We start from the raw sequence: 19,723 nt of genomic DNA, 5'->3' as shown, positions 1-19,723 counted from the left end.
GGGTCCCTCCGGGAGCCGGTGTGGTCGGGTCAGGCGGGGGTGCGGCCGTGCCGGAGGAAGCCGAGCATCTGCGGGCCGCCGACGAAGCAGGTCGTGCCGCCGTCGGCGACCAGGCAGCCGCCGGTGACCGAGCGCGAGGCGTCGCCCGCGAGGTAGACCACCGCGCCGACGACGTCCTCGGGGCTGCCGAACGCGCCGGAGGGCACGGCGGCGAGCAGCCCGGCCGCGGCGTCCGGGTCGGCGAGGAACGCCTCGGTCAGGTCGGTCCGGACCCACCCCGGCACCAGGGCGTTCACCCGCACGCCCGCCGGCGCCCACTCGGCGGCCAGCGTCCGGGTGAGCGAGATGAGGGCCGCCTTGGTCACCGCGTAGTGGGCCAGCATCGGCGTGCCCGCGAGCCCGGCGATGGACGAGACGTTGACGACCGAGCCGCCGCCGCGCTCCACCAGCCGCCGGCCGAAGACCTGGCAGACGTGGACCACCGACTCCAGGTTCAGCCGCAGCACGTGCGTCCAGTCGGCGAGGTCCAGGTCGAGGAACGGTCCCGCGTGGCCGATCCCCCCGGCGTTGTTGACCAGCACGTCCGGGTCGCCGAACCCGGCCCGGGCGGTCGCCGCCGCGGCCCGGACCTGCTCGCCGTCGGTCACGTCGCAGGTCAGCACGAGCGCGCGGCGGCCGAGGTCCTCGACCTCCCCGGCCACCTCCTCCAGCGCGGTCGTGCTCCGCGCCAGCACCGCCACGTCGGCGCCGGCCGCGGCGAGCCCGACCGCGATCGCCCGGCCGATCCCCCGGGACGCCCCGGTGACGAGCGCTGTCTTGCCCTTCAGGTCGAACAGGTCGAGCGGGGACGGCATCGTTCCTCCGGGTGGGGTCGGGGCGGGGCCGCGCTCACGCGGTCCTCGGGGTGGCGGCGTGCCGCGGGGCCAGGGCGAGGACTTCGGCGAAGCCCTCCCGCAGGCAGGCGGCGAACGCGGCGGGCGCGGTGAACGCGCCGGTGTCGAGGGTGGCCCCGATGTGGCACGTCCCGCCGTAGGTGGTCAGCGCGATGCTCGTCGCGCCGCGCAGCAGCGGCGGGAACGGCGTGATCCCCAGGACCCGCGCCCCCGCCAGGGACAGCCCGCCGGGCAGGCCGCGGAAGTTGGTCGCGATCAGGTCGTTGCCGCGGAACATGCCGGTGAACACCAGCCGCACCAGCGGCCCCGGCAACGGGGTGATCGGCCGGCTGAGCAGGTCCAGCGCCCGCAGCGTCGCCGGGGTCCGCACCCGCGCGACCCGCCGGCGCGACTCCGCGACGCGCTCGGCCGGCCCCGGGCCCGCGACCGGCATCGCCAGCCGCGTGCTGGCCAGCCGGTTGCCCGCCGGCAGGTCCGCGCGCCCGCGCACGCTGATCGGGACGACGAGCGGGAGGGCGGCCAGTTCCACCCCGAACGCCCGGTGGTAGCGCTCGAACGCGCCCATCAGGGCGGCCACGAAGGCGTCGTTCAGCGTGCCGCCGCCGGCCCGGCCCGCCGCCTTGAGCGCCTCCGCGGGGACCTCCAGGGCGTCGAAGCGCATGGCCCGGCTGCGTTCGCGCAGCAGCGGCGAAGCCGGGACCGGCGGCACCAGCGTCGTGCGGGCGAAGGAGAGCACCCGGTCGGTGAGCCGGTCGGCCGGACGGGTCTCCCGGCCGGAGCCGTCACCCGGGGCGACCCGTGCGCGCCGCGCGGCCCGGACGGCGGACGGCGGCAGCGCGGCCAGCCGCCGGCCCAGGCGCCGGGCGAGCAGCGCGGCGGGCGAGGCGGCTCCCGGCCGGGGGGCGGGCGGCAGCAGCGGGTCGGCCGGCGGTTCGGCCGCGGGGTCCAGCAGCACGGTGACCAGCTGCGCCGCGCCGATCCCGTCGCTGAGGCTGTGGTGCAGCTTGAGCAGGTAGGCCGCGCCGCCGCCCCGGCCGTCGTCGAGGCCCTCCACCAGCGTCGCGGACCACAGCGGGCGTTCCCGGGCGAACGGCGCGGAGGCCACGTCCCGGGCCAGGTCGAGCAGCAGGCCGGTCGAGCCCGGCGTCGGCAGGCGGACCCGGTGCAGGTGGTTGCGCACGTCGAAGGCGGGGTCGACCACCCAGAACGGTCGACCGAGCCGCAGCGGCGGCTCCAGGACCCGGTGGCGCAGCAGCGGGGCCACGCGGGTGGCCCACTCGTGCCTGGCCACCAGCCGGTCCCACCCGGGGCAGCGGTCGAGCACGACGACGCCCAGCATGTTCGACCGCATCCCGGGGTGGTCGTCCGCTCGCCAGAACAGCGTTTCCAGCGCGTTCATCTCCACCGGCGAGGGCCAGACGGCGCGTTCCAGCGGTTCCGCTTCGGGTTTTGTCATCGTTTTTCCCCGTTGGCTCGGCTTGCCGCGGTCGGCGTGGAGAGCGGACGACGGTGGCGATCCGGCAGGAATTGGCCGGCAATGCGCTGCTCGTCTTCCATCTCACTTATCCGGAACAACGGTGTCTAGCTCCATTGGAGTGGCGGGAAGGGGCACCGGGAATGACCGGTCCGCCTCCTTCCGAGGCGGTGCCCCCGGCCCGGTCCACCCGGTCCCGGGGGACCTCCCGGAACGCCCGCGCGCTGGTCCGATCGGTCGTCGGCGGCCCGGCGACCCCGACACCCGCGAGCGGCGGCCGGCTCACCCGGTGATCACCGGCCCGGCCGCCCACCGGACGGGTGGCGGCAGTCCGAACCACCCGGAAAGCACTCTCCGCCCGGTCGGCGGATTACCGCGGAAGGCGGAGCACCAGAGGTCCACGACCTCCGGCCCGGAGGTGTTCCCGGACTTGGCCCTGCCATCTCCGCCGTCGAGCGGCCGGGCGCCTGCCCGAAAGGGCCGAGCGCACCGTGGGCCGGTTAGGCCCGCCGCACCGCGCGCACTGGAAAAGCGCCGAATTCGGCTCGCGCGCCGCCGCGCATTCTCCGGCAGGGCGTGGTGTCGTGCGGCACCGCGAAGGGGCGGCGCCCGGCGCCGCCGGCCGCGTGCGGGGACCACGCGGCCGGCGTCGGTGTCAGCGCTTCCAGAACGACCCGCGGCGCGGCGCGGTCAGGCCCTCCAGCGCGGTGATCGCCTCCCGCAGCCGGCGGGCCGGGTCGGTCGTCGTGGGCGGGGCTGCGGACGGGGCCGTGGGCAAGGCGGCGGACAGGGCCGCCGCCAGGTCCCGCAGCGCCCGCACGTGGTCCGCGGGCTCGCCCGCGGCGGTCCAGGCCGGGTGCAGGCGTTCGATCCCGGCGACCAGCCGGGACAGCGCCGCGACGGCGTCGGCCGGGGCCGTGCGGCGCAGGGCGTCCAACTCGCGGGTCAGGAAGCGGGACAGCGGTTCCGGGGCGGCTTCGGGCGCGGCCGGGGGCGCAGCGGGCGGCGGGGCGGCGGCCGGGGGCACAGCGGGCGAGGGCACAGCGGGCGAGGGCACGGCCGGCGGCACGGCGCCGGCCGGCGGCAGGGCCACGGGCGGCGGCAGGGCCACGGGCGGCGGCACGGCGTCGGCGGACGACCGCGCCCGGTGCGGGGCGGAGTGGCGGCGCGCGAACGACGTCGCCGGGGCCGGCGGCGCGGCGAACCCCGGGGCCGCCGCGAACGCGGGGCCGACCCCGCCGGCGAGCGGCGCGGGAGCGGGCGGGCCGGCGGGGGTCCCCCAGCCGTCGGGGTGCTCCACCGGCTGCACCACGCGGTGGAGCTCGCCCGACTCGTCCACCACCCGCGGGTCCACCGCGACGAACGCCGTGAACCGCGACAGCACGCCGAACTCCAGCGACGTCGCCACGATCCGCCGCTCCAGCTCCGCCGGGTCGTCCTCGCCGACCACGTACCGGTCCTCCAGGTCGCGCACGCGCGAGCGCGCCCACAGCGCCGCCAGCGCCGGGTTGTCGCTCGCGACCGCGGGCACCTCCTGCCGCCACCCGCCCGCGCCGGACAGCTCCACGCCGCCCCCGCCACCGGTGGCGCAGCGGCCGAGGACGACGACCGGCGCGCCGGGGAACAGGTCGGGCAGCGGCCACGGCGTCAGCGTCCCCTCGTCCACGGCCAGGCCCGCCGACCGCACCGCCAGGCCGGTCAGGACGGGCGCGCCGACGCGGTGGTGCACGCGGCGCATCACCTCGTCCAGCCGGTCCTCCGACTCGACCAGCTCGCAGCGGCCCGTCGACCCGACCAGCCGGTGCAGGAACGCCTCGTTCACCGCCCGGTCGACGCCGACGGCGTGCACGCGCACCCCGGACAGCGGCCCCGCCAGCTCGCGCAGCAGCCGGTCCTCGTCGCCGACCTGGCCGTCGGTCACCAGGACCAGCACGCGCTCCCGCTCCTCCACCGCGCCCAGCAGCCCGGCGGCGCGGCGCAGCGGCTCGGCCATCTCCGTGCCGCCGCGGGCGTCCAGGCCGGCCAGGAACTCCACCGCCCGGTAGCGGTTGCGGTCGGTCGCCCCGACCAGGCCGGCGGGCAGGGCGACCGGGGTCTCGACCACACCGTCGAACGCCAGGACCGCGAACCGGTCACCGGCACCCAGGCTGTCGACGATCCGCCCCGCCGCGCGCCGGGCGGCCACCACCTTCCACCCGTGCATCGAGCCCGAGCGGTCCAGGACGACCACCACGTCCCGGCCGCGCGCCGGGACCCGCGCGGCGGGCGGCAGGACGGTCAGCGCGAACGTCGCGGCGCGGCCGTCCTCGTCCGGTCGCACGGCCAGCGACGTGCGCACCGCGTCGTCGTCGGCGAAGGCCAGCCGCAGCAGGAAGTCCCGGTCCACGCGGGCGCCCGGCTCGACCCGGACCCGGAACCCGCTCCCGGTCCGCTCCACGACGGTCGCGTGCAGGGTCGCCGAGGGCGTCGCGGGTGGCAGGCCGGCGGTGTCGACGTCCACCTCGACCGACAGCCGCACCGGGTCGGGGAAACCCGGCAGCAGCACCGGCGGGCTGATCCGCGAGGCGTCCGGCACCGCGTCGGTGTCCGCGGCGACGCCGTCGCCGACCTGCCCGCCCGCCAGCGGCGCGCCCGGGACGTAGCGGGGCGCGACCACCAGCGGCAGCCGGTAGGTCGCCGCGCCGTCCTCGTGGGCGAGCACCCCGGCCAGCGTCAGCCGGACGGTGACCCGCTCCCCCGGCAGGACGTTGCCGACCCGCGTGGTGAACACCCCCGGCCGCTCCTCCTCGGCGATGGCGGCGCGCCGGCCGCCGGCGACGGCCCGGTCGTAGTCGGCGCGCGCCTCGCCGCGCTCCCGGAGCACGCCCTCGACCACCCGGCCGGCGGCCTCCATCCGCAGCCGGGTCACCGCCGAGCGGGACGGCAGCGGGAAGACGTAGGTCGCTTCGAGGGGCTGCCCGTGCGGGTTGCGGAAGGTCTGGGTGATCGTGGTCCGCGACGCCAGGCCGGTGATCGCGGCCCGCACGTCGACCGCTTCCAGCGGCAGGTTGCCCCGCTCGGTGCGCAGGCAGCCGAGGCCGTCGTCGTCGGCGGGGCCGGCCACCGCGTCGATCACCTCGATGGGGGTGCTCATTGGTCGTCCTCTCCGGTGGTCGGGGCCAGGCCCAGGCGGGTGAGCAGGTCGAGCAGGGGCGCGGCGGCGGCGCGGAGTTCGGCCAGCTCCCGCGGGTCGGGCAGGCGCTCGGCGGCGCCCAGGACGAGCGTGACGCCGTCGGTCAGGCGCAGGGCCGGCACGGCGGTGACGGCGCCGGCGGACCGCGCGGCCCGAGCCGCGGGCCGGTCCGAGGCGGAGGGCGCAGGCTCGACGCCGACCTGCGCAGCGGCGGACCCGGCGGACCGCGCGGGCTCGCCGCCGGCCGGTACGGCGGCGGACTCGACGGACCGCGCGGACTCGCCGCCGGTCGGAGCGGGGGCTGCCTGCGCGGGCTCGCCGCCGGTCGGCGCAGCGGCCGGCCGCTCCCGCCAGAAGCCCTCCCCCCGCGACCCGGCCGCGCGGGCGGGCACGTCGCCCGCACCGGCCAGCTCCGCGAGCTTCGCGTCCGAGGCCCCGAGCAGCAGCGCCTGGACCTCGGCCAGCGAGTGCCCGGCCGCCTGCAGCTTCTTCACCGCGACGAGCTGCAGCACGTGCCGCCGCCCGTACCAGGCGGTCCGCCCGCGACCGGCGACCGGCCGGTCGACCAGCCCGATGGTCGTGTACCAGCGGATGGCGCGGCCGTTGGGCAGCTCCCGCACCCGGCCGTTGCGCTGCCCGCCGTAGTTCTCCGCCAGCAGCGCGGCGACCTGCTCCGGGAGCTGCTCGATCGTCCACAGCTCGTCGTCCACGCCGGCCATGCTGCCCGCCCGTCATGACACTGTCAACGTGACACTGTCAGATCGGGTGCCCTCCCCGCGGACTGGCGTGAACCGGGCGGCTGTTCAAGGATTCACACCGGGCGACCCGGCCCCGAGCGGTCGCCGGACCCCGCGCCGCCCGACCCCACCGCCGAGGGAGCCCATGAACCCGCGACAGGCCAACCCGTGGGCCGCGATCGGCGCGCTCTGCCTCGGCTTCTTCATGATCCTGCTGGACACGACGATCGTGTCCATCGCGGTGCCGGACATGCTGCGCGAGCTGGACGCCGGGTTGAACTCGGTGGTCTGGGTGATGAGCGTCTACCTGCTCACCTACGCCGTGCCGATGCTGTTCACCAGTCGGCTGGGCGACCGGTTCGGCCCCAAGCGGGTGTACCTGGCGGGCCTGGTGGTGTTCACCGCGTCGTCGCTGTGGTGCGGCCTGGCCGGCGACGTCGAAACCCTCATCGCGGCCCGCGCCGCGCAGGGCCTGGGCGCGGCGCTGATGACGCCCCAGACGCTGGCGTTCATCACCCACCTGTTCCCGCCCGCCGAGCGCGGCCCGGCCATGGGCCTGTGGGGCGGTGTCGCGGGCCTGGCGACGATCACCGGCCCCCTGCTGGGCGGCTTCCTGGTCGAGCACCTCGGCTGGGAGTGGATCTTCTTCGTCAACGTGCCGGTCGGCGCCGTCGCGGTCGTGGCGGCCCTGCTGCTGGTGCCCGACTGGCAGCCGCGCACCGCCCACTCCTTCGACCTGCCCGGCATCGCGCTGTCGGCGGCCGGGCTGTTCTGCGTGGTGTTCGGGCTGCAGAACGGCCAGCACTACGACTGGGGCGAGGTCGCCGGCGGGGTCACCGTGTTCGAGGTCGTCGGCGCGGGCGTGGCGCTGCTGGTCGCGTTCGTGCTCTGGCAGCGCCGCAACCGGCGGGAACCCCTGCTGCCGCTGGAGGTGTTCGGCAACCGCAACTTCTCCGCCGGCACGCTCACCGCCGTCACCGTCGGCTTCACGATGACCGGGATGTTCCTGCCGCTGATCATCTACATCCAGACGGTGCTGGGCCTGAGCCCCACCATGGCGGGCGTGCTGACGGCGCCGATGTCGCTGCTGTCGGGCGTCGTGTCGCCGTTCGTGGGGCGCGCCTCGGACCGGGTCGACGGCCGCCACCTGGTGGTGGCGGGCCTGGCGCTGCTGGCGGCGGGCATGGCCGTCATCGCGCTCCAGGCGCGGCCGGACACCAACCCGTGGGCGCTCGTCCCCGCGCTGCTGCTCAGCGGGTTGGGCATCGGCCTGGTGTTCCCGCCGATGAGCAACCTCACCATGAACGGCGTGGCGCCCCGGCTGGCGGGCGCGGCGTCGGGCATCTTCAACACCGCCCGCCAGGTCGGCGGCGTGCTGGGCAGCGCCGCGATCGGCGTGCTGCTGCAGGCCCGGATCAGCACGTCGACCGCGCACGAGGCGGCCGTCGCCGCCGAGCAGCTGCCCGAGCCCTACCGCGCCCCGTTCACCGCCGGCATCGCCGAGGCGGCGGCGGGCGCGGGCGAGTTCGGCGCGGAGAGCGGGCACGCGGACGTGTCCGGCCTGCCGCCGGAGGTGGCGCGGCAGGCGGGCCGGCTCGCCGCGCAGGCCGTCGAGGCGGGCCTGACCGACGCCGTGCGGGCCACGCTCCTGCTGCCCATCGCGGTGCTGCTGCTGGGGATCGTGGCCGCCCGCCTGCTGCGCCCGGTCACGCCGCGACCGGGGTCGGCCGAACGCGGGTGACGACACCTTGGTAGTCCACATCGGACGTCCGCTGTGGACGTCCACAATGGACGAGCAAGCGGACTACCGCGATCATCGTGGGAAACCCCGCGGCAGGGCCGACTCCCGGTCGCCGACCCGGCGCCTCACCTGCCCGCGCCCACCGCCATCGCCTCGGCCACGTCCTCCTCCACCAGGTCCACGTTCACCGCGAAGCCGGCCGCCGAGCCCATCCCCGCCGAGGTGACGACCAGCGCCCGCGGGTCGACCACGTTCCCGGCCGCCCACACGCCCGGCACGCTGGTCAGGCCCGAGCGGTCGACGGTCACCCAGCCGCCCTCGCCGACGGCGCAGCCCAGGCCGGTCAGCAGCGAGTCGCGCGGCACCATGCGCGGCACGACGAACACCGCCTCGCGGGCGACCACCTCGCCGTCGACCTCCACGCCGCGCAGGACGTCGTCGACCACCCGCACCCGGCTCACGACCCCCTCCACGACCCGCACGCCGCGGGCGTCGAGGCGCACCCGGTCCTCGTCGGACAGGTCGAGGGTGTGCGCGAACAGCACCACGTCGTCGCTCCACTGCCGGACCAGCTGGGCGTGGAACACCGCGCCCGGACTGGTGCCCAGCACGCCGACCGGCCGGTCGCGGACCTCGTAGCCGTGGCAGTACGGGCAGTGCAGCACGTCGCGGCCCCAGCGCTCGCGGACGCCGGGGATGCCGGGCAGCTCGTCGCGCAGGCCGGTGGCCACGACAAGCCGGCGGGCGCGCAGCGCGTCGCCGTCGTCGAGCAGGACGGCGAACCCGCCGTCGAGCGGCACGGCGGTGTCCACCAGGCCCCGGACGATCCGACCGCCGTACCCGGTGACCTCGGCCCGCCCCGCCTCCAGGAACGCGGTGGGCTCCACGCCGTCCCGGGTCAGGAAGCCCTGCACGTGCGCGGCCGGCGCGTTGCGCGGCTCCGAACCGTCGACGACGACGACCCGCCGCCGCGCCCTGACCAGCAGCAGCGCGGCGCTCAGCCCCGCGGCTCCCCCGCCGACCACCACCACGTCGCAGTCGGTCCCACTGCTCCCGTTGGCACCCATCACGATCACCTCCGTCGATCATGCTCGGACGCGGGGCCCCGCGCGAGCAAACTCCGTTGCTGTTTTCGGGACGCGCTTCCCGTGGTGTGATGGCGGCATGAGGGAGTTCGAGGACATCAGCGGAGCCCTGTCCGACATCGGCCCCCGGCTGCGGCGGCTGCGCACCCAGCGCAGGCTCAGCCTGTCCGCGCTGTCGGAGATGACGGGGATCTCGAAGAGCACGTTGTCGCGACTGGAGGCCGGGCAGCGCCGCCCCAGCCTGGAGCTGCTGCTGCCGGTCGTGCGCGCCTACCGCATCCCGCTGGACGAGCTGATCGGCGGCCCGGAGGTGGCCGACCCGCGCATCCGCCCGACGCCGCGGCGGGTGGACGGCAGCGTGGTGCTCCCGCTGACCCGCCAACCCGGGCCGCAGCACACGTTCAAGACGATGATCCCGCCGTCGCGCAACATCCCCGAGCTGTGCACGCACGAGGGCTACGAGTGGCTCTACGTCCTGTCCGGCCGGCTGCGGCTGGTCGTGGCGGAGCAGGACCTGGTGCTCGAAGCGGGCGAGGCCGCCGAGTTCGACACCCGCCTGCCGCACTGGTTCGGCAGCACCGGGGAATGCCCCGTGGAAGTGCTGAACATCCTAGGACCACAGGGCGAGCGAATCCACTTGCGTGTACGGACAAACGAAGAGAAATAATCTTCGTTGCTATTTCCGGGAAGTTCATTGCCGGGCTCCGCGGCCGGGTGCCAGCCTCGTCGGTGACCGCGCGGAATTCCTCGCCCACCCTGCCGGGCGTCGATATCTCCAACTGCCGCGCGGTTTCACACGAGCAGAACGGGAACCGGCATGAATTCTCCTGGCGTCTCCCAGAGCAGCTTTGACGTGGTCGTGGTCGGCAACGGGGCCCTGGGGCTTTCCCTCGGGCTCGTGCTGGCCCGCCGCGGGCAGACCGTCGCCGTGCTCGGGCAACCCCACCGCCCGATGGCGGGCTCCACCGCAGCCGGGGCCATGCTCGGCAGCTTCGCCGAGGTCACGACCTCGCTGGTGGCCAGCGAGGCCGGTCGGGCCAAGCTCGAACTCGGCATCCGGGCGACCTCCCTGTGGCCGGAGTGGCTCGCCGGGCTCGGCGACGACGCCGCCGAGCGGATCGTGACCGCGGACGGCACCACGGTCATTCTCAACGCGATCGGCATGGCCGAGATCGACGACACCAACTACCGGGCCATCCGCACCGAACTCGACCGCTACTCGGGCGCCTACGAGGACGTCGACCCGCTCGACCTCGAATGGGTCGACGCCGAGCCGATCTCCCGCCCGCTGCGGGCGTTCCACATTCCCGGCGAGCACGCGGTCAGCACGCCCGCGCTGCTGGAGCGGCTCCAGTCCGCATTCCTCGCCGAGGGCGGGACGGTCATCGCCCAACAGGCGACGCGGGTCGACCACGAGGGCGACCGGGTCACCGGCGTGACGCTGGAGAACGGCGACCGGCTCACCGCCGGGCAGGTCACCCTCGCGGCCGGCGCGCAGTCCCAGGCGCTGATCGACGGGCTGCCGGTGGCCGGCCGGATCCCGCCGCTGGTCAGCGGCTACGGCGTGTCGGTGCTGATGAAGACGGTCGACGGCACGGCCCCGCGCAGCGTCATCCGCACGCCCAACCGCTCCTTCGCCTGCGGCCTGCACGTCGTGCCGCGCGGCGAGGGCGAGGTCTACCTCGGCGCGACCAACGTCGTGTCGATCCGGCCGCGCGACGTCGCCGACATGCGCGACCTGGTGTTCCTGCTCCAGTGCGCGCACCGGCAGGTCCGCCGCAAGCTGTGGGACAGCCAGGTGGAGAAGGTCCAGGTCGGCAACCGGCCGATCGCGCTCGACGGCTTCCCGCTGATCGGCTCGGGCGGGATGGCCGGCCTGTGGCTGCTGACCGGCACCTACCGCGACGGCGTGCACCTGTCGCCGCTGCTGGCGCAGGAGATGGCCGACCGCATCCTGGGCGAGCCGGGCTCGGTGGACCTCGACCGGTTCACGCCGCTGCGCAAGCCGTTGCAGGAGTGGACCCGCGACCGCATCGTCAACGACACCGTCGAGCACTGGATCGGCATCGGCTACGAGCAGGACTGGCAGATCCCGGTCGACTGGCACCAGTGGATCGAGACCGACCTGCGGCCGGCGACCGAGCGCTGGGTCGAGGACATCGACCCCGAGTTCACGCCGCCCGCCGAGCTGGTCTTCCTGTCCCGGATGGACCCGGAGGCGCTGAAGCTGCTGCGCGAGTACTACGCCCGGACCCGCGAAGTCTGGTGACCCGGCCCGCGGGTCGGCCTCCCCTTACGGCCCGCGAAGCCACATGAGGATGCCGCGTCGGAGAGGACCCCCTGCCTCTCCGACGCGGCATCCGCGCATGAGCGCCCACGTCGGCGAACCCCGGCACACCCGCCCGCGGTTCCGGCACGTCCGCGGTTCTACACACCCGCCTGCGGTTCCGGTCCCGTCCACGGTTCCGGCGCGCCCGCGCGGCTGCGAACCGGGCGGAGAACGGCAAAGGGGAACCCCCGGCGCACCCGCGGCCACGACGCCGCCCGGTCCGCCGGGGGTTCCCCGTCGCGGCCCCCGCCGGGGGCCGCGGTGCGCTCACTCCTCGCCGGGAGTCGCCTCGCCCCAGCCCCAGCGCTTGAGCATCTCCCGCTCCTTGGGCACCGCGCCCGGCTTCGAGTTGGCCATCGCGCGGCGCGAGCCGAACTCGATGTAGCTCACGAACGCCGACCGGAACTCCGCGTCCTCGGGGAACCCGACCTCGTCGGCCGACTCCAGGATCAGCTGCACCCACCGGTTGCGCTGCTCCGGCTGGATGTCGCGGTTGCGGTGCTTGCCGACCAGCCGCTTGAAGCCGCCGTGCTCGTCGGTGTACTTCCGGGGGCCGCCGAACACCTCGCTCAGCATGACGGCCACGTCGTGCGGGTGCTCCGGCGTCATGCGGCGGAACAGCGGCTCCAGCAGGTCGTCCTTGAGCACCTTGCGGTAGAAGACCTCCGTGAGCCGCTCGAACGCCTCGGCGCCACCGGCCCACTCGTACACGGACGGAACCTGTTCTCCCACAGCACTTCCTTCCTCGCCCAGCGTCACAGGCCGAGAGACCGGCCGATCAGCTCTTTCATGATTTCGGTGGTGCCGCCGTAGATGGTCTGCACGCGGCTGTTGGCCCACTCGCGGGCGATGGAGCTCTCCCGGAGGTAACCGTAGCCGCCGTGCAGCTGCAGGCAGCTGTCGGCGACGCGGACCTGCAGCTCGGTGGTCCACCACTTGAGCTTGGCCGCGTCGGTGACGGTCAGCCGCCCGGCGTTCAGCTCCGCCATGCAGTGGTTGAAGAACACCCGCGCCACGGTGATCTCGGTGTCGAGCGAGGCCAGCACGAACTTGTTGTGCTGGAAGCTGCCGATGGCCTGGCCGAACGCCTGGCGGTTGCGGGCGTGCTCCAGGGTGTCGGCGAGCATCTTCTCCGCCGTGGCGACCGCGACCGCCGAGATGCACAGCCGCTCCCTGGGCAGCCCGGCCATGAGGTAGCCCATCCCGGCGTTCTCCCGGCCGAGCAGGTTCGCCACCGGCACCCGGCAGTCGTCGAAGAACAGCTCGCTGGTGTCGCTGGCCCGCCAGCCGAGCTTGTCCAGCCGCCGGCCCCGGGAGAAGCCGGGCGTGCCGGCCTCCACGACCAGCAGGCTGATCCCGGGCGCGCCGCGCGGCGTGGCGGTCTTGACCGCCACGAGCACCAGCCCCGCCTTCTCCCCGTTGGTGATGAACGTCTTCTGCCCGTTGAGGACGTAGTGGTCGCCGTCGCGCACCGCGGTGGTCCGGATGCCCGCCAGGTCCGAGCCGGCCTCGGGTTCGCTCAGCGCGATGGCGGCGATCTGCTCGCCCGAGCACAGGCCGGGCAGCCACCGGGCCTGCTGCTCCGGGGTGGTGCGGGCGGCGAAGTAGGACGAGACGATGTCGTTGTGCGCCACCAGGCCCGGTGCGGTCACCCCGGCCCTGGTCAGCTCCTCGATGAACACCGCGGTGAACCGGAAGTCGTCCTGGCCGCCGCCGCCGTGCTCGGCGGGGGCGTCCACGCCGAGCAGCCCGGCGGCGCCGGCCTTCTTCCACAGGGCGCTGTCGATGATGCCGTCCCGTTCCCACTGGTCGTGGTGCGGGACCGCCTCCCGCTCCAGGAAGGCGCGGCACAGGGACCGGAAGTCCTCGTGCACCTCGTCGTAGGGGTTGTGCTCCACGTCATCTCCCCTTGTCGGCCAGATCAGCGGCTCGGGTCGTGTTCTCGTGCACCAGCGCCAGCACCTCGCGGGGGTCGCGGATCGCGGCGAAGTGGTCCCCCGCCAGCTCCAGCCGCCGGCACGGCTCGCTGCTGTGCTCCGCCCACTCCCACATCCGCTCGGGCGGCACGTGGACGTCGTCGGCCGCCGCGACCAGCGCCAGCGGGAAGTCCACCCGCAGGCCGGTCTGGCTCGGGTACTGCGCGCGGATGCCGTAGTCCTCCCGCATCAGCGACAGGAAGTAGCCCGCCATGGCGCTGGAGGACACCGCCTCGGGCGGGGTGCCGCCGTCGCGCATGATCTTGGCGAGCAACTCCTCGTCGGACAGCGAGGTCGTCACGTCGCCCACCTCCTGCGTCCGGGGCGGCAGCGCGGCGGAGAGCACCGCGCACGCCGGCGGCTCGTCCAGCGCCGCCGCCACCCGCGCGGCGACGGCCAGGCTGAGCAGGGCGCCGAAGCTGTGCCCGAAGGTCGCCCAGCGCAGCCCCGGGTCCTCGGCGCGGCCCTCGCCCAGGTCGGCGAGCAGCCGCGCGGCCGTCCAGTCCACCAGCGACGGCAGGTCGCCGATCTTCGGGTGCCGCGCCGCGGAGCCCCGGCCGGGGCGGTCGAGCCCGACGACCCGCAGGTCGGGACCGGCCGCCTCCTTCCACGGCCGGTAGACCGCGGCGGTGGCGCCCGCGTGCGGGAAGCAGTAGAGCCGTGCGGCCACGCCGGTCACTCCCCCGCCTCGGACGCGATCCGCTCGGCGAGCATGATCGTCGTCAGGTTGGTCGGCGCACCGGGCATGGTGGGGAACACCGAGGCGTCCACCACCCGCAGCCCGGTGAACCCGTGCACCCGGCAGCGCTGGTCCACCACCGACATCGGGTCGTCCGGCGGGCCCATCCGGTTGGTGCCGATGGCGTGCCACCCCGGGCTCATCACGTTGCGCACGGCTTTGCGCAGCAGCTGGTCGTCCTCCACCATCGAGTCGGTCCACAGCTGGACCTCCTCGATGTTGTCGGCGAACACCGGCGACCGCAGGATGCGCCACGCCTTGCGCACGCCCAGCGCCAGGCGCTCCACGTCCTCGTCGACCGAGCCGAAGCCCAGCTCGATCACCGGCGCGCCGGACGGGTCGGCGTGCACCCGGCCGTGACCCTCCGGGCGCAGCAGCATCACCGAGATGCCGACGACCATGTGCCAGCCGAGCCGGTCGGCGAACCCCGGGATGGTGGTCCGCTCGACGTTGTTGAGCAGCCACACCTGGAGGTCCACGTCGTCGTCCAGGCCGCTGGGCACCCGCGCGGCGACCTGCCGCCACGGGACGCCGGGCCGGCACAGGCCGTCGCGCGGCTTGGCCCACAGCACCACCGACGGGTGGTCGACCAGGTTCTCGCCGACCCCGGCCAGCTCCGCGACCCTCGGCACGCCCAGCGCGTCGAGCACGCCGGCCGGGCCGATGCCCGAGCGCTGCAGGACCAGCGGCGAGCCGATCGCGCCGGCGCTGAGCACGACGTCGTCGCTGCGCACGACCGAGACCGCGCCGTCCCGCTCGACCTCGACGCCGACCGCGCGCCGCCCGTCGAGCAGCACCCGCAGGACCCGGCTGCGCGGCCGGACCTCCAGGTTCGGCAGGTGGCGCGCCGCCGCCAGGTAGGTGGCGGTGACGTCCATCCGCTCGCCGTCGACCGCGTTGGCGGGCACCGCGCCGACGCCGAACTCGTCGGTGCCGTTGAGGTCGGCCAGGGACGGCACGCCCATCCGCTCGCACTCGACCCAGAACGCGGCGTCCAGCACGTGCAGGCCCTCCCGGCGGGGACGCCGGATCGGGATGGGCCCGCTGTCGCCGTGGTCGCCGCCCGGGAAGTCGGCGTCGCGCTCGATCGCCCGGAAGTGGGGCAGCACGTGGTCCCAGGACCAGTCCGGGTTGCCGTGCTTGACCCAGTCGTCGAAGTCCCGGGGCAGGGCGCGCATGGCCACCGCGCCGTTGACCGAGGAGCCGCCGCCGACGACCTTGCCCACCGGGTAGGGGAACCGGCTCCACAGCGCCCGGGACGGCCGGCCGCCCGCGGTGCGCAGGTTGGCCCGGTGGTCCCAGTTGAACCCGTCGAGGATCAGCCGGGTGCCGTCGCGCACGGGGTTGGGCTCGTCCCGGGACACCGGCTGGTCCGGCCCCGCCTCCAGCAGCAGCACGCGCCTGCCGCGGGCGGCGGCGCGGGTGGCCACCACCACGCCGGCCGACCCGCCGCCCACGACCACCAGGTCCCACCGCTCGTCGGTCATGCGCGCACCTTCACCAGTGAGCGCATCAGCTCCGCGAACTCGGTGATGCTGGAGTTGGTGAACAGGCCCTCGACGACCTTCTGCTCGGCCGCCGAGTCGATCTCGAACTCCGCGCGCAGCTTGCCGATGATGCCGACCGCGTGCAGCGAGTCGCCGCCGACGTCGAAGAAGCCGTCCTCCACGCCGAAGTCGGTGTGGCCCAGCTGGTCGAACCAGATCGTCAGCAGGCGCTGTTCGACGTCGTCGCGCGGTTCGGCCCGCTCGTCGCTCTCGCCGCCGTCGTGCCACGGCGTCGGCAGCGCGGCGTGGTCGATCTTGCCGTTGGGCGTCATCGGGAACGCGTCGACCGCGACGTAGTGCGTGGGCACCATGTAGCCGGGCAGCACGTCCGCCAGCGCCTTGCGCAGCAGCGACGGGTCGGGCTTGCCGCTGCCGTCGGCGATGACGTACGCGGCGAGCTGCCGCTGCCCGCTCAGCGGGTGCACCGGCGCGGCGACCAGCGCGTGGCCGACGCCGGGCTGCTTGCTCAGCGCCGACTCGATCTCGCCCAGCTCGACCCGGTAGCCGTTGATCTTGACCTGGAAGTCGGTCCGGCCCAGGATCTCGATGTCGCCGCCGGGCAGGTAGCGGCCCAGGTCCCCGGTCCGGTAGAGCCGCTCGCCGGTGACCGGGTGGGTGAAGAACCGCTCCGCGGTGCGCTCCGGGTCGCCCCAGTAGCCCGCCGCGACGCCGACGCCGCCGATGTGGATCTCGCCGGTCGTCCAGACCGGGCACGGCTCCAGCCGCTCGTCGAGGACGTGCATGGTCTGGTTGGCCAGCGGCTTGCCGTACGGGATGCTCGCCCAGTCCGGCGACACCTCGCCGATCGGGTAGTGGATCGACCAGATCGACCCCTCGGTGGCGCCGCCGAGGCTGATCACGGCCATGTCCGGGAAGCGCTCGCGCAGCCTGCCCGGCAGCGTCACCGGGATCCAGTCGCCGCTGAGCAGCGCCAGCCGCACGCTCGCGCCGGCCTCGGCGGGCGCGTCGGCCAGCGAGTCCGCCCACAGCCGCATCGGCGCGGGAACGCTGTTCCAGACCGTCACCCGGTGCCGGTCGATCAGCTCGGTCCAGTGCGCGACGTCGCCGCTGCGCCCGGCCTCCGGCACGACGATCGCGCCGCCCGCGCCCAGCACGCCGAACACGTCGTAGACCGACAGGTCGAAGCCGGTGGGCGCGAGCGCGAGGACCCGGTCGCCCGGGCCGACGCCGAACCGGCGGTTGATGTCCTGGACGGTGTTGCCGGCCGAGCGGTGGGTGATCATCACGCCCTTGGGCTCGCCGGTCGACCCGGAGGTGAAGATCACGTACGCCAGGTCGTCGTGGCCCTGGACGTCCTCGGGCCGCTGCGCCGGGCAGGCGAGGGTGGCCTCGTCGTCCGGCGTGATCACCTGGACGTCCTCGGGCCACGTCAGGTGGTCGCGCAGCTCGGGCTCGGTGACGACGGCCGTGGCGGCGCAGCGCGCCAGCAGCTTCAGGCGGCGCTGCTCGGGCAGCTCCGGGTCGATCGACACGTAGGCGGCGCCGGAGTGCAGCACGCCCAGCAGCGCGGAGAACAGCCGCGCGCCCGGCCGCATCGACACCGCGACGAGCGTGTTCGGCACGCCGTGGCCCTCGGCGCGCAGCCGGTGCCCGAGCCGGTGCGCGTCCTCGCTCAGCCGCCGGAAGGTCACCTCGGCGCCGTCGGCGATCACCGCCACGGCGTCGGGCGTCCGCGCCGCCGCGGCGCCCACCAGCTCGTGCAGCAGCGCGGGCGGCAGGTCCTGGGCGGTGTCGTTGGCCTCGTCCCGCTCCCGGCGCTGGTGCTCGGGCAGCGGCACGACGCCGCCGGTGCGGGCCCACAGCGCCTCGTCGTCGGCGATCGCGGCCAGCAGCCGCAGGTAGGCGTCGAACATGTCGTCGACGACGCCGGCGGGGAACAGCCCCTCGACGGCGTTCCAGCTCAGCGCCAGGCCGCCGGCCTGCTCGCGGACCTGGTTCTCCAGCCAGATCTGCGGGGTCTGGGAGGCGCTGTGCACGACCTCGCCGAACAGCCCGAGGGCGTCGCCGCCGGGCTCGCCGCCCAGCGTGCTGGAGTAGACCACGGGCATCCCCACCGGGCGGCCGTCGCCCCGGGCGCGGGTCAGCTCCCGCAGCACGCGGATGCCGCTGAAGGCCGCGTGGTCGGCGTCGGCGCTCACCTGGTCGGCCAGCGCGCGGACGCGGTCCTCGAACGTCCCACCGCCCGACGCGCGGGTCACCGGCAGGCCCAGGGACAGGAAGTCGCCCACCACCTCGCCGATGCGCGGGTGCACCGGCAGCCGGTCGAGCAGGGTGAGCGCGATCGTGAAGTCCGACCGCCGCGACCACCGGCGCAGCACCTCGCCGTAAGCGGCCAGCAGCACGACGTTCACCGGCACGCCACGGCGGGCGGCGGCCTCCTTGATCGCCGCCCAGCGCGGCGCGGGCACCACGGCGTCGAGCTTGCGGAACACCGGCCGGCCGACCAGCTCCGGCGACGTGGCCAGCGGCAGGTCCGGCCCGGCGGGCAGCTCGTCCAGGCGGGCCTCCCAGTACTCCCGGGCCCGGCGCCCCTCGTCGCCGTCGAGCAGTTCCGCCTGGCGCAGGACGTGGTCGCGGAAGGTCACGTCCAGCGGCTCGGGCCGCCAGTCCGGCTCGTCGTAGCGGCGGCGCCACTCCGCCAGCACGGCGTACAGGCTGCGCACGTCGACGAACAGCAGGTCGAAGCTCAGGTGCAGGCGGGTGCGGCCCTCGGCGGGCAGCGTGGCGCGGATGTCGAACAGCGGCCACTGGTCGGTGGGCCGGACCTCGTCGGACAGCTCGGCCCGGATCGCGTCCAGCGCGGCGCGGCGCTCCTCGTCGGTGCGGTCGCGCAGGTCGGTGACCCGGATCTCGTAGTCGGGCACCTCGTCCAGCACGCACTGGCCGGCGCCGTCGGGCGCGGTCACCGCGCGCAGCATGTCGTGGCGGGCGACGACCTCGCGCAGCGCCCGGGACAGCCGCTCGACGTCCAGGGCCGGCCCCTCGAACTCGAAGTAGACGTGACCGGCCACCCCGCCCAGCTCGATCCCCCGGTGGCGGCCGATCACCATGGCGTGCTGGAGATCGGTCAGCGGGAACGGCCGGTGGTTCGGGACAGGTGCTTCCGGGGAACACTTTGATTCTGCCCGACCATTCAGGAGCTCCATCAGAGATGAATATTGGTCGTTCACTGCCCTACCTCTCCCGAGAGCGTGGCGAAAACGCAGAAGAACTGGTACCACCGGTCGTCCGGCGCAAAATTCACCCCAGCGCGCCGCACCCGGCACAGGGATGACAGCAGCCGGCTTCGAGCCTTGTCAACCGGGCCGCCGGCGCGCACAAATGCGCGTCCGGGCGTGCGCGACCGCGGCGTTGATACTCGTCCCGGGTCGCGGCACCATGGACTTATGATCGAGAACAGCGGAATTCCCACCGGCCCGCGCGTGCTCGTGGGAGCCACCGGTTCGGTCGCCGTGACGGCCCTGCCCGCCTACCTCACCGAGATGCGCAGCAGGCTCGGCGGCACCTACACCGTGCTGATGACGCACACGGCGACGACCTTCCTGCCACCGACCACCGTGGCGATCCACGCCGAGCGCGTCGTCAGCGGCGAGTCCCCCGAGGACTGGCCGACCGACAAGCCGTCCCGGCTGGCCGCCGGCCACGACGTCGTGGTGGTGCTGCCCGCGACGGCGAACATGCTGGCCGCCGTCGCGACCGGCGCGGCGCCCAACCGGCTGACGACGGTGATCCTGTCCACCACCTGCCCGGTGGTGTACTTCCCGTCGATGGGGGCGGCCATGTGGCGCAAGCCCGCGGTGCAGCGCAACGTCGCGCAGATCCGCGCGGACGGCGGCCACGTGCCCGAGCCGGAGTGGCACGACAGCTACGACGTCGGGTCGCGCTCCATGTCGCACCACCCGACGATGCCCCCGCCGCCGGAGGTGGCGAAGATCGTCGGCGACCTGCTGGCCGCGCAGTCGGCGTGAGCCGCGCGCCGGGGCTCGCCACCGGCGGTGGCGAGCCCCTC

General features: G+C 74.9%; 14 protein-coding genes. 4 read left to right on the top strand and 10 right to left on the bottom strand.

Annotation, left to right across the window (positions count from 1 at the left end):
- Positions 1-29: 29 nt before the first annotated feature.
- The 4 genes from JOE68_RS29830 to JOE68_RS32055 all read right to left on the bottom strand — a co-directional run bounded on the left by JOE68_RS29830 (position 30) and on the right by JOE68_RS32055 (position 6,249).
- Positions 30-854: an SDR family NAD(P)-dependent oxidoreductase gene (locus tag JOE68_RS29830; protein WP_204845698.1), complete on the bottom strand. Its 825-nt coding sequence runs from the start codon at positions 852-854 to the stop codon at positions 30-32.
- A gap of 34 nt (positions 855-888) precedes the next feature.
- Positions 889-2,349 (bottom strand): wax ester/triacylglycerol synthase domain-containing protein, encoded by a 1,461-nt coding sequence (locus JOE68_RS29825; protein ID WP_204845697.1) that lies wholly within the window; start codon positions 2,347-2,349, stop codon positions 889-891.
- Positions 2,350-3,022: 673 nt separating this feature from the next.
- The gene (locus JOE68_RS29820) at positions 3,023-5,500 is read right to left on the bottom strand and encodes a VIT domain-containing protein (RefSeq protein WP_204845696.1); all 2,478 of its coding nucleotides are present in this window, start codon (positions 5,498-5,500) and stop codon (positions 3,023-3,025) included.
- The gene (locus JOE68_RS32055; RefSeq protein WP_307819980.1) at positions 5,497-6,249 is read right to left on the bottom strand and encodes a MerR family transcriptional regulator; all 753 of its coding nucleotides are present in this window, start codon (positions 6,247-6,249) and stop codon (positions 5,497-5,499) included. Before JOE68_RS32055 ends, JOE68_RS29820 begins: the two co-directional genes overlap by 4 nt.
- Before the next feature lie 172 nt (positions 6,250-6,421).
- Here JOE68_RS32055 and JOE68_RS29810 point away from each other — a divergent pair, with 172 nt between their 5' ends.
- A complete protein-coding gene (locus JOE68_RS29810; protein WP_204845695.1) occupies positions 6,422-8,017 on the top strand; it encodes a DHA2 family efflux MFS transporter permease subunit in 1,596 nt (531 codons plus the stop codon).
- Between the two features lie 125 nt (positions 8,018-8,142).
- Here JOE68_RS29810 and JOE68_RS29805 read toward each other — a convergent pair whose 3' ends face one another.
- Positions 8,143-9,084, bottom strand: coding sequence for an NAD(P)/FAD-dependent oxidoreductase (locus tag JOE68_RS29805; RefSeq protein ID WP_204845694.1), 942 nt, complete (start codon positions 9,082-9,084; stop codon positions 8,143-8,145).
- Between the two features lie 97 nt (positions 9,085-9,181).
- Here JOE68_RS29805 and JOE68_RS29800 point away from each other — a divergent pair, with 97 nt between their 5' ends.
- Positions 9,182-9,769 carry a helix-turn-helix domain-containing protein gene (locus tag JOE68_RS29800; protein WP_204845693.1) on the top strand — a complete coding sequence of 196 codons (588 nt, stop codon included), beginning with the start codon at positions 9,182-9,184 and terminating at the stop codon, positions 9,767-9,769.
- Between the two features lie 150 nt (positions 9,770-9,919).
- On the top strand, positions 9,920-11,371 hold the full coding sequence (locus tag JOE68_RS29795) for an NAD(P)/FAD-dependent oxidoreductase (RefSeq protein WP_204845692.1): 1,452 nt from the start codon (positions 9,920-9,922) through the stop codon (positions 11,369-11,371).
- 327 nt (positions 11,372-11,698) lie between these two features.
- On the opposite strand, the gene JOE68_RS29790 is transcribed toward JOE68_RS29795, so the two are convergent.
- Genes JOE68_RS29790 through JOE68_RS29770 form a run of 5 tightly spaced genes read right to left on the bottom strand, consistent with a single transcriptional unit; the run spans position 11,699 to position 18,764 of the window.
- Positions 11,699-12,163: a group II truncated hemoglobin gene (locus JOE68_RS29790; RefSeq protein ID WP_204845691.1), complete on the bottom strand. Its 465-nt coding sequence runs from the start codon at positions 12,161-12,163 to the stop codon at positions 11,699-11,701.
- Between the two features lie 23 nt (positions 12,164-12,186).
- The gene (locus tag JOE68_RS29785; RefSeq protein WP_204845690.1) at positions 12,187-13,329 is read right to left on the bottom strand and encodes an acyl-CoA dehydrogenase family protein; all 1,143 of its coding nucleotides are present in this window, start codon (positions 13,327-13,329) and stop codon (positions 12,187-12,189) included.
- Position 13,330: 1 nt separating this feature from the next.
- Positions 13,331-14,077, bottom strand: coding sequence for a thioesterase II family protein (locus JOE68_RS29780; protein ID WP_204845689.1), 747 nt, complete (start codon positions 14,075-14,077; stop codon positions 13,331-13,333).
- Positions 14,078-14,082: 5 nt separating this feature from the next.
- Positions 14,083-15,633, bottom strand: coding sequence for a GMC family oxidoreductase (locus JOE68_RS29775; RefSeq protein WP_204845688.1), 1,551 nt, complete (start codon positions 15,631-15,633; stop codon positions 14,083-14,085).
- Positions 15,630-18,764 (bottom strand): non-ribosomal peptide synthetase, encoded by a 3,135-nt coding sequence (locus JOE68_RS29770; RefSeq protein WP_275584753.1) that lies wholly within the window; start codon positions 18,762-18,764, stop codon positions 15,630-15,632. The genes JOE68_RS29775 and JOE68_RS29770 overlap by 4 nt, the downstream gene beginning before the upstream one ends.
- Before the next feature lie 336 nt (positions 18,765-19,100).
- Here JOE68_RS29770 and JOE68_RS29765 point away from each other — a divergent pair, with 336 nt between their 5' ends.
- Complete coding sequence (locus tag JOE68_RS29765) at positions 19,101-19,682, top strand: flavoprotein (protein WP_204845686.1); 582 nt, start codon at positions 19,101-19,103, stop codon at positions 19,680-19,682.
- Positions 19,683-19,723: the final 41 nt, after the last annotated feature.

The sequence above is a fragment of the Saccharothrix algeriensis genome (assembly GCF_016907655.1).
Classification (GTDB): domain Bacteria; phylum Actinomycetota; class Actinomycetes; order Mycobacteriales; family Pseudonocardiaceae; genus Actinosynnema; species Actinosynnema algeriense.
Note: the sequence above shows the minus strand (reverse complement) of the source record. Positions and strands in the feature narration are given on the sequence as shown.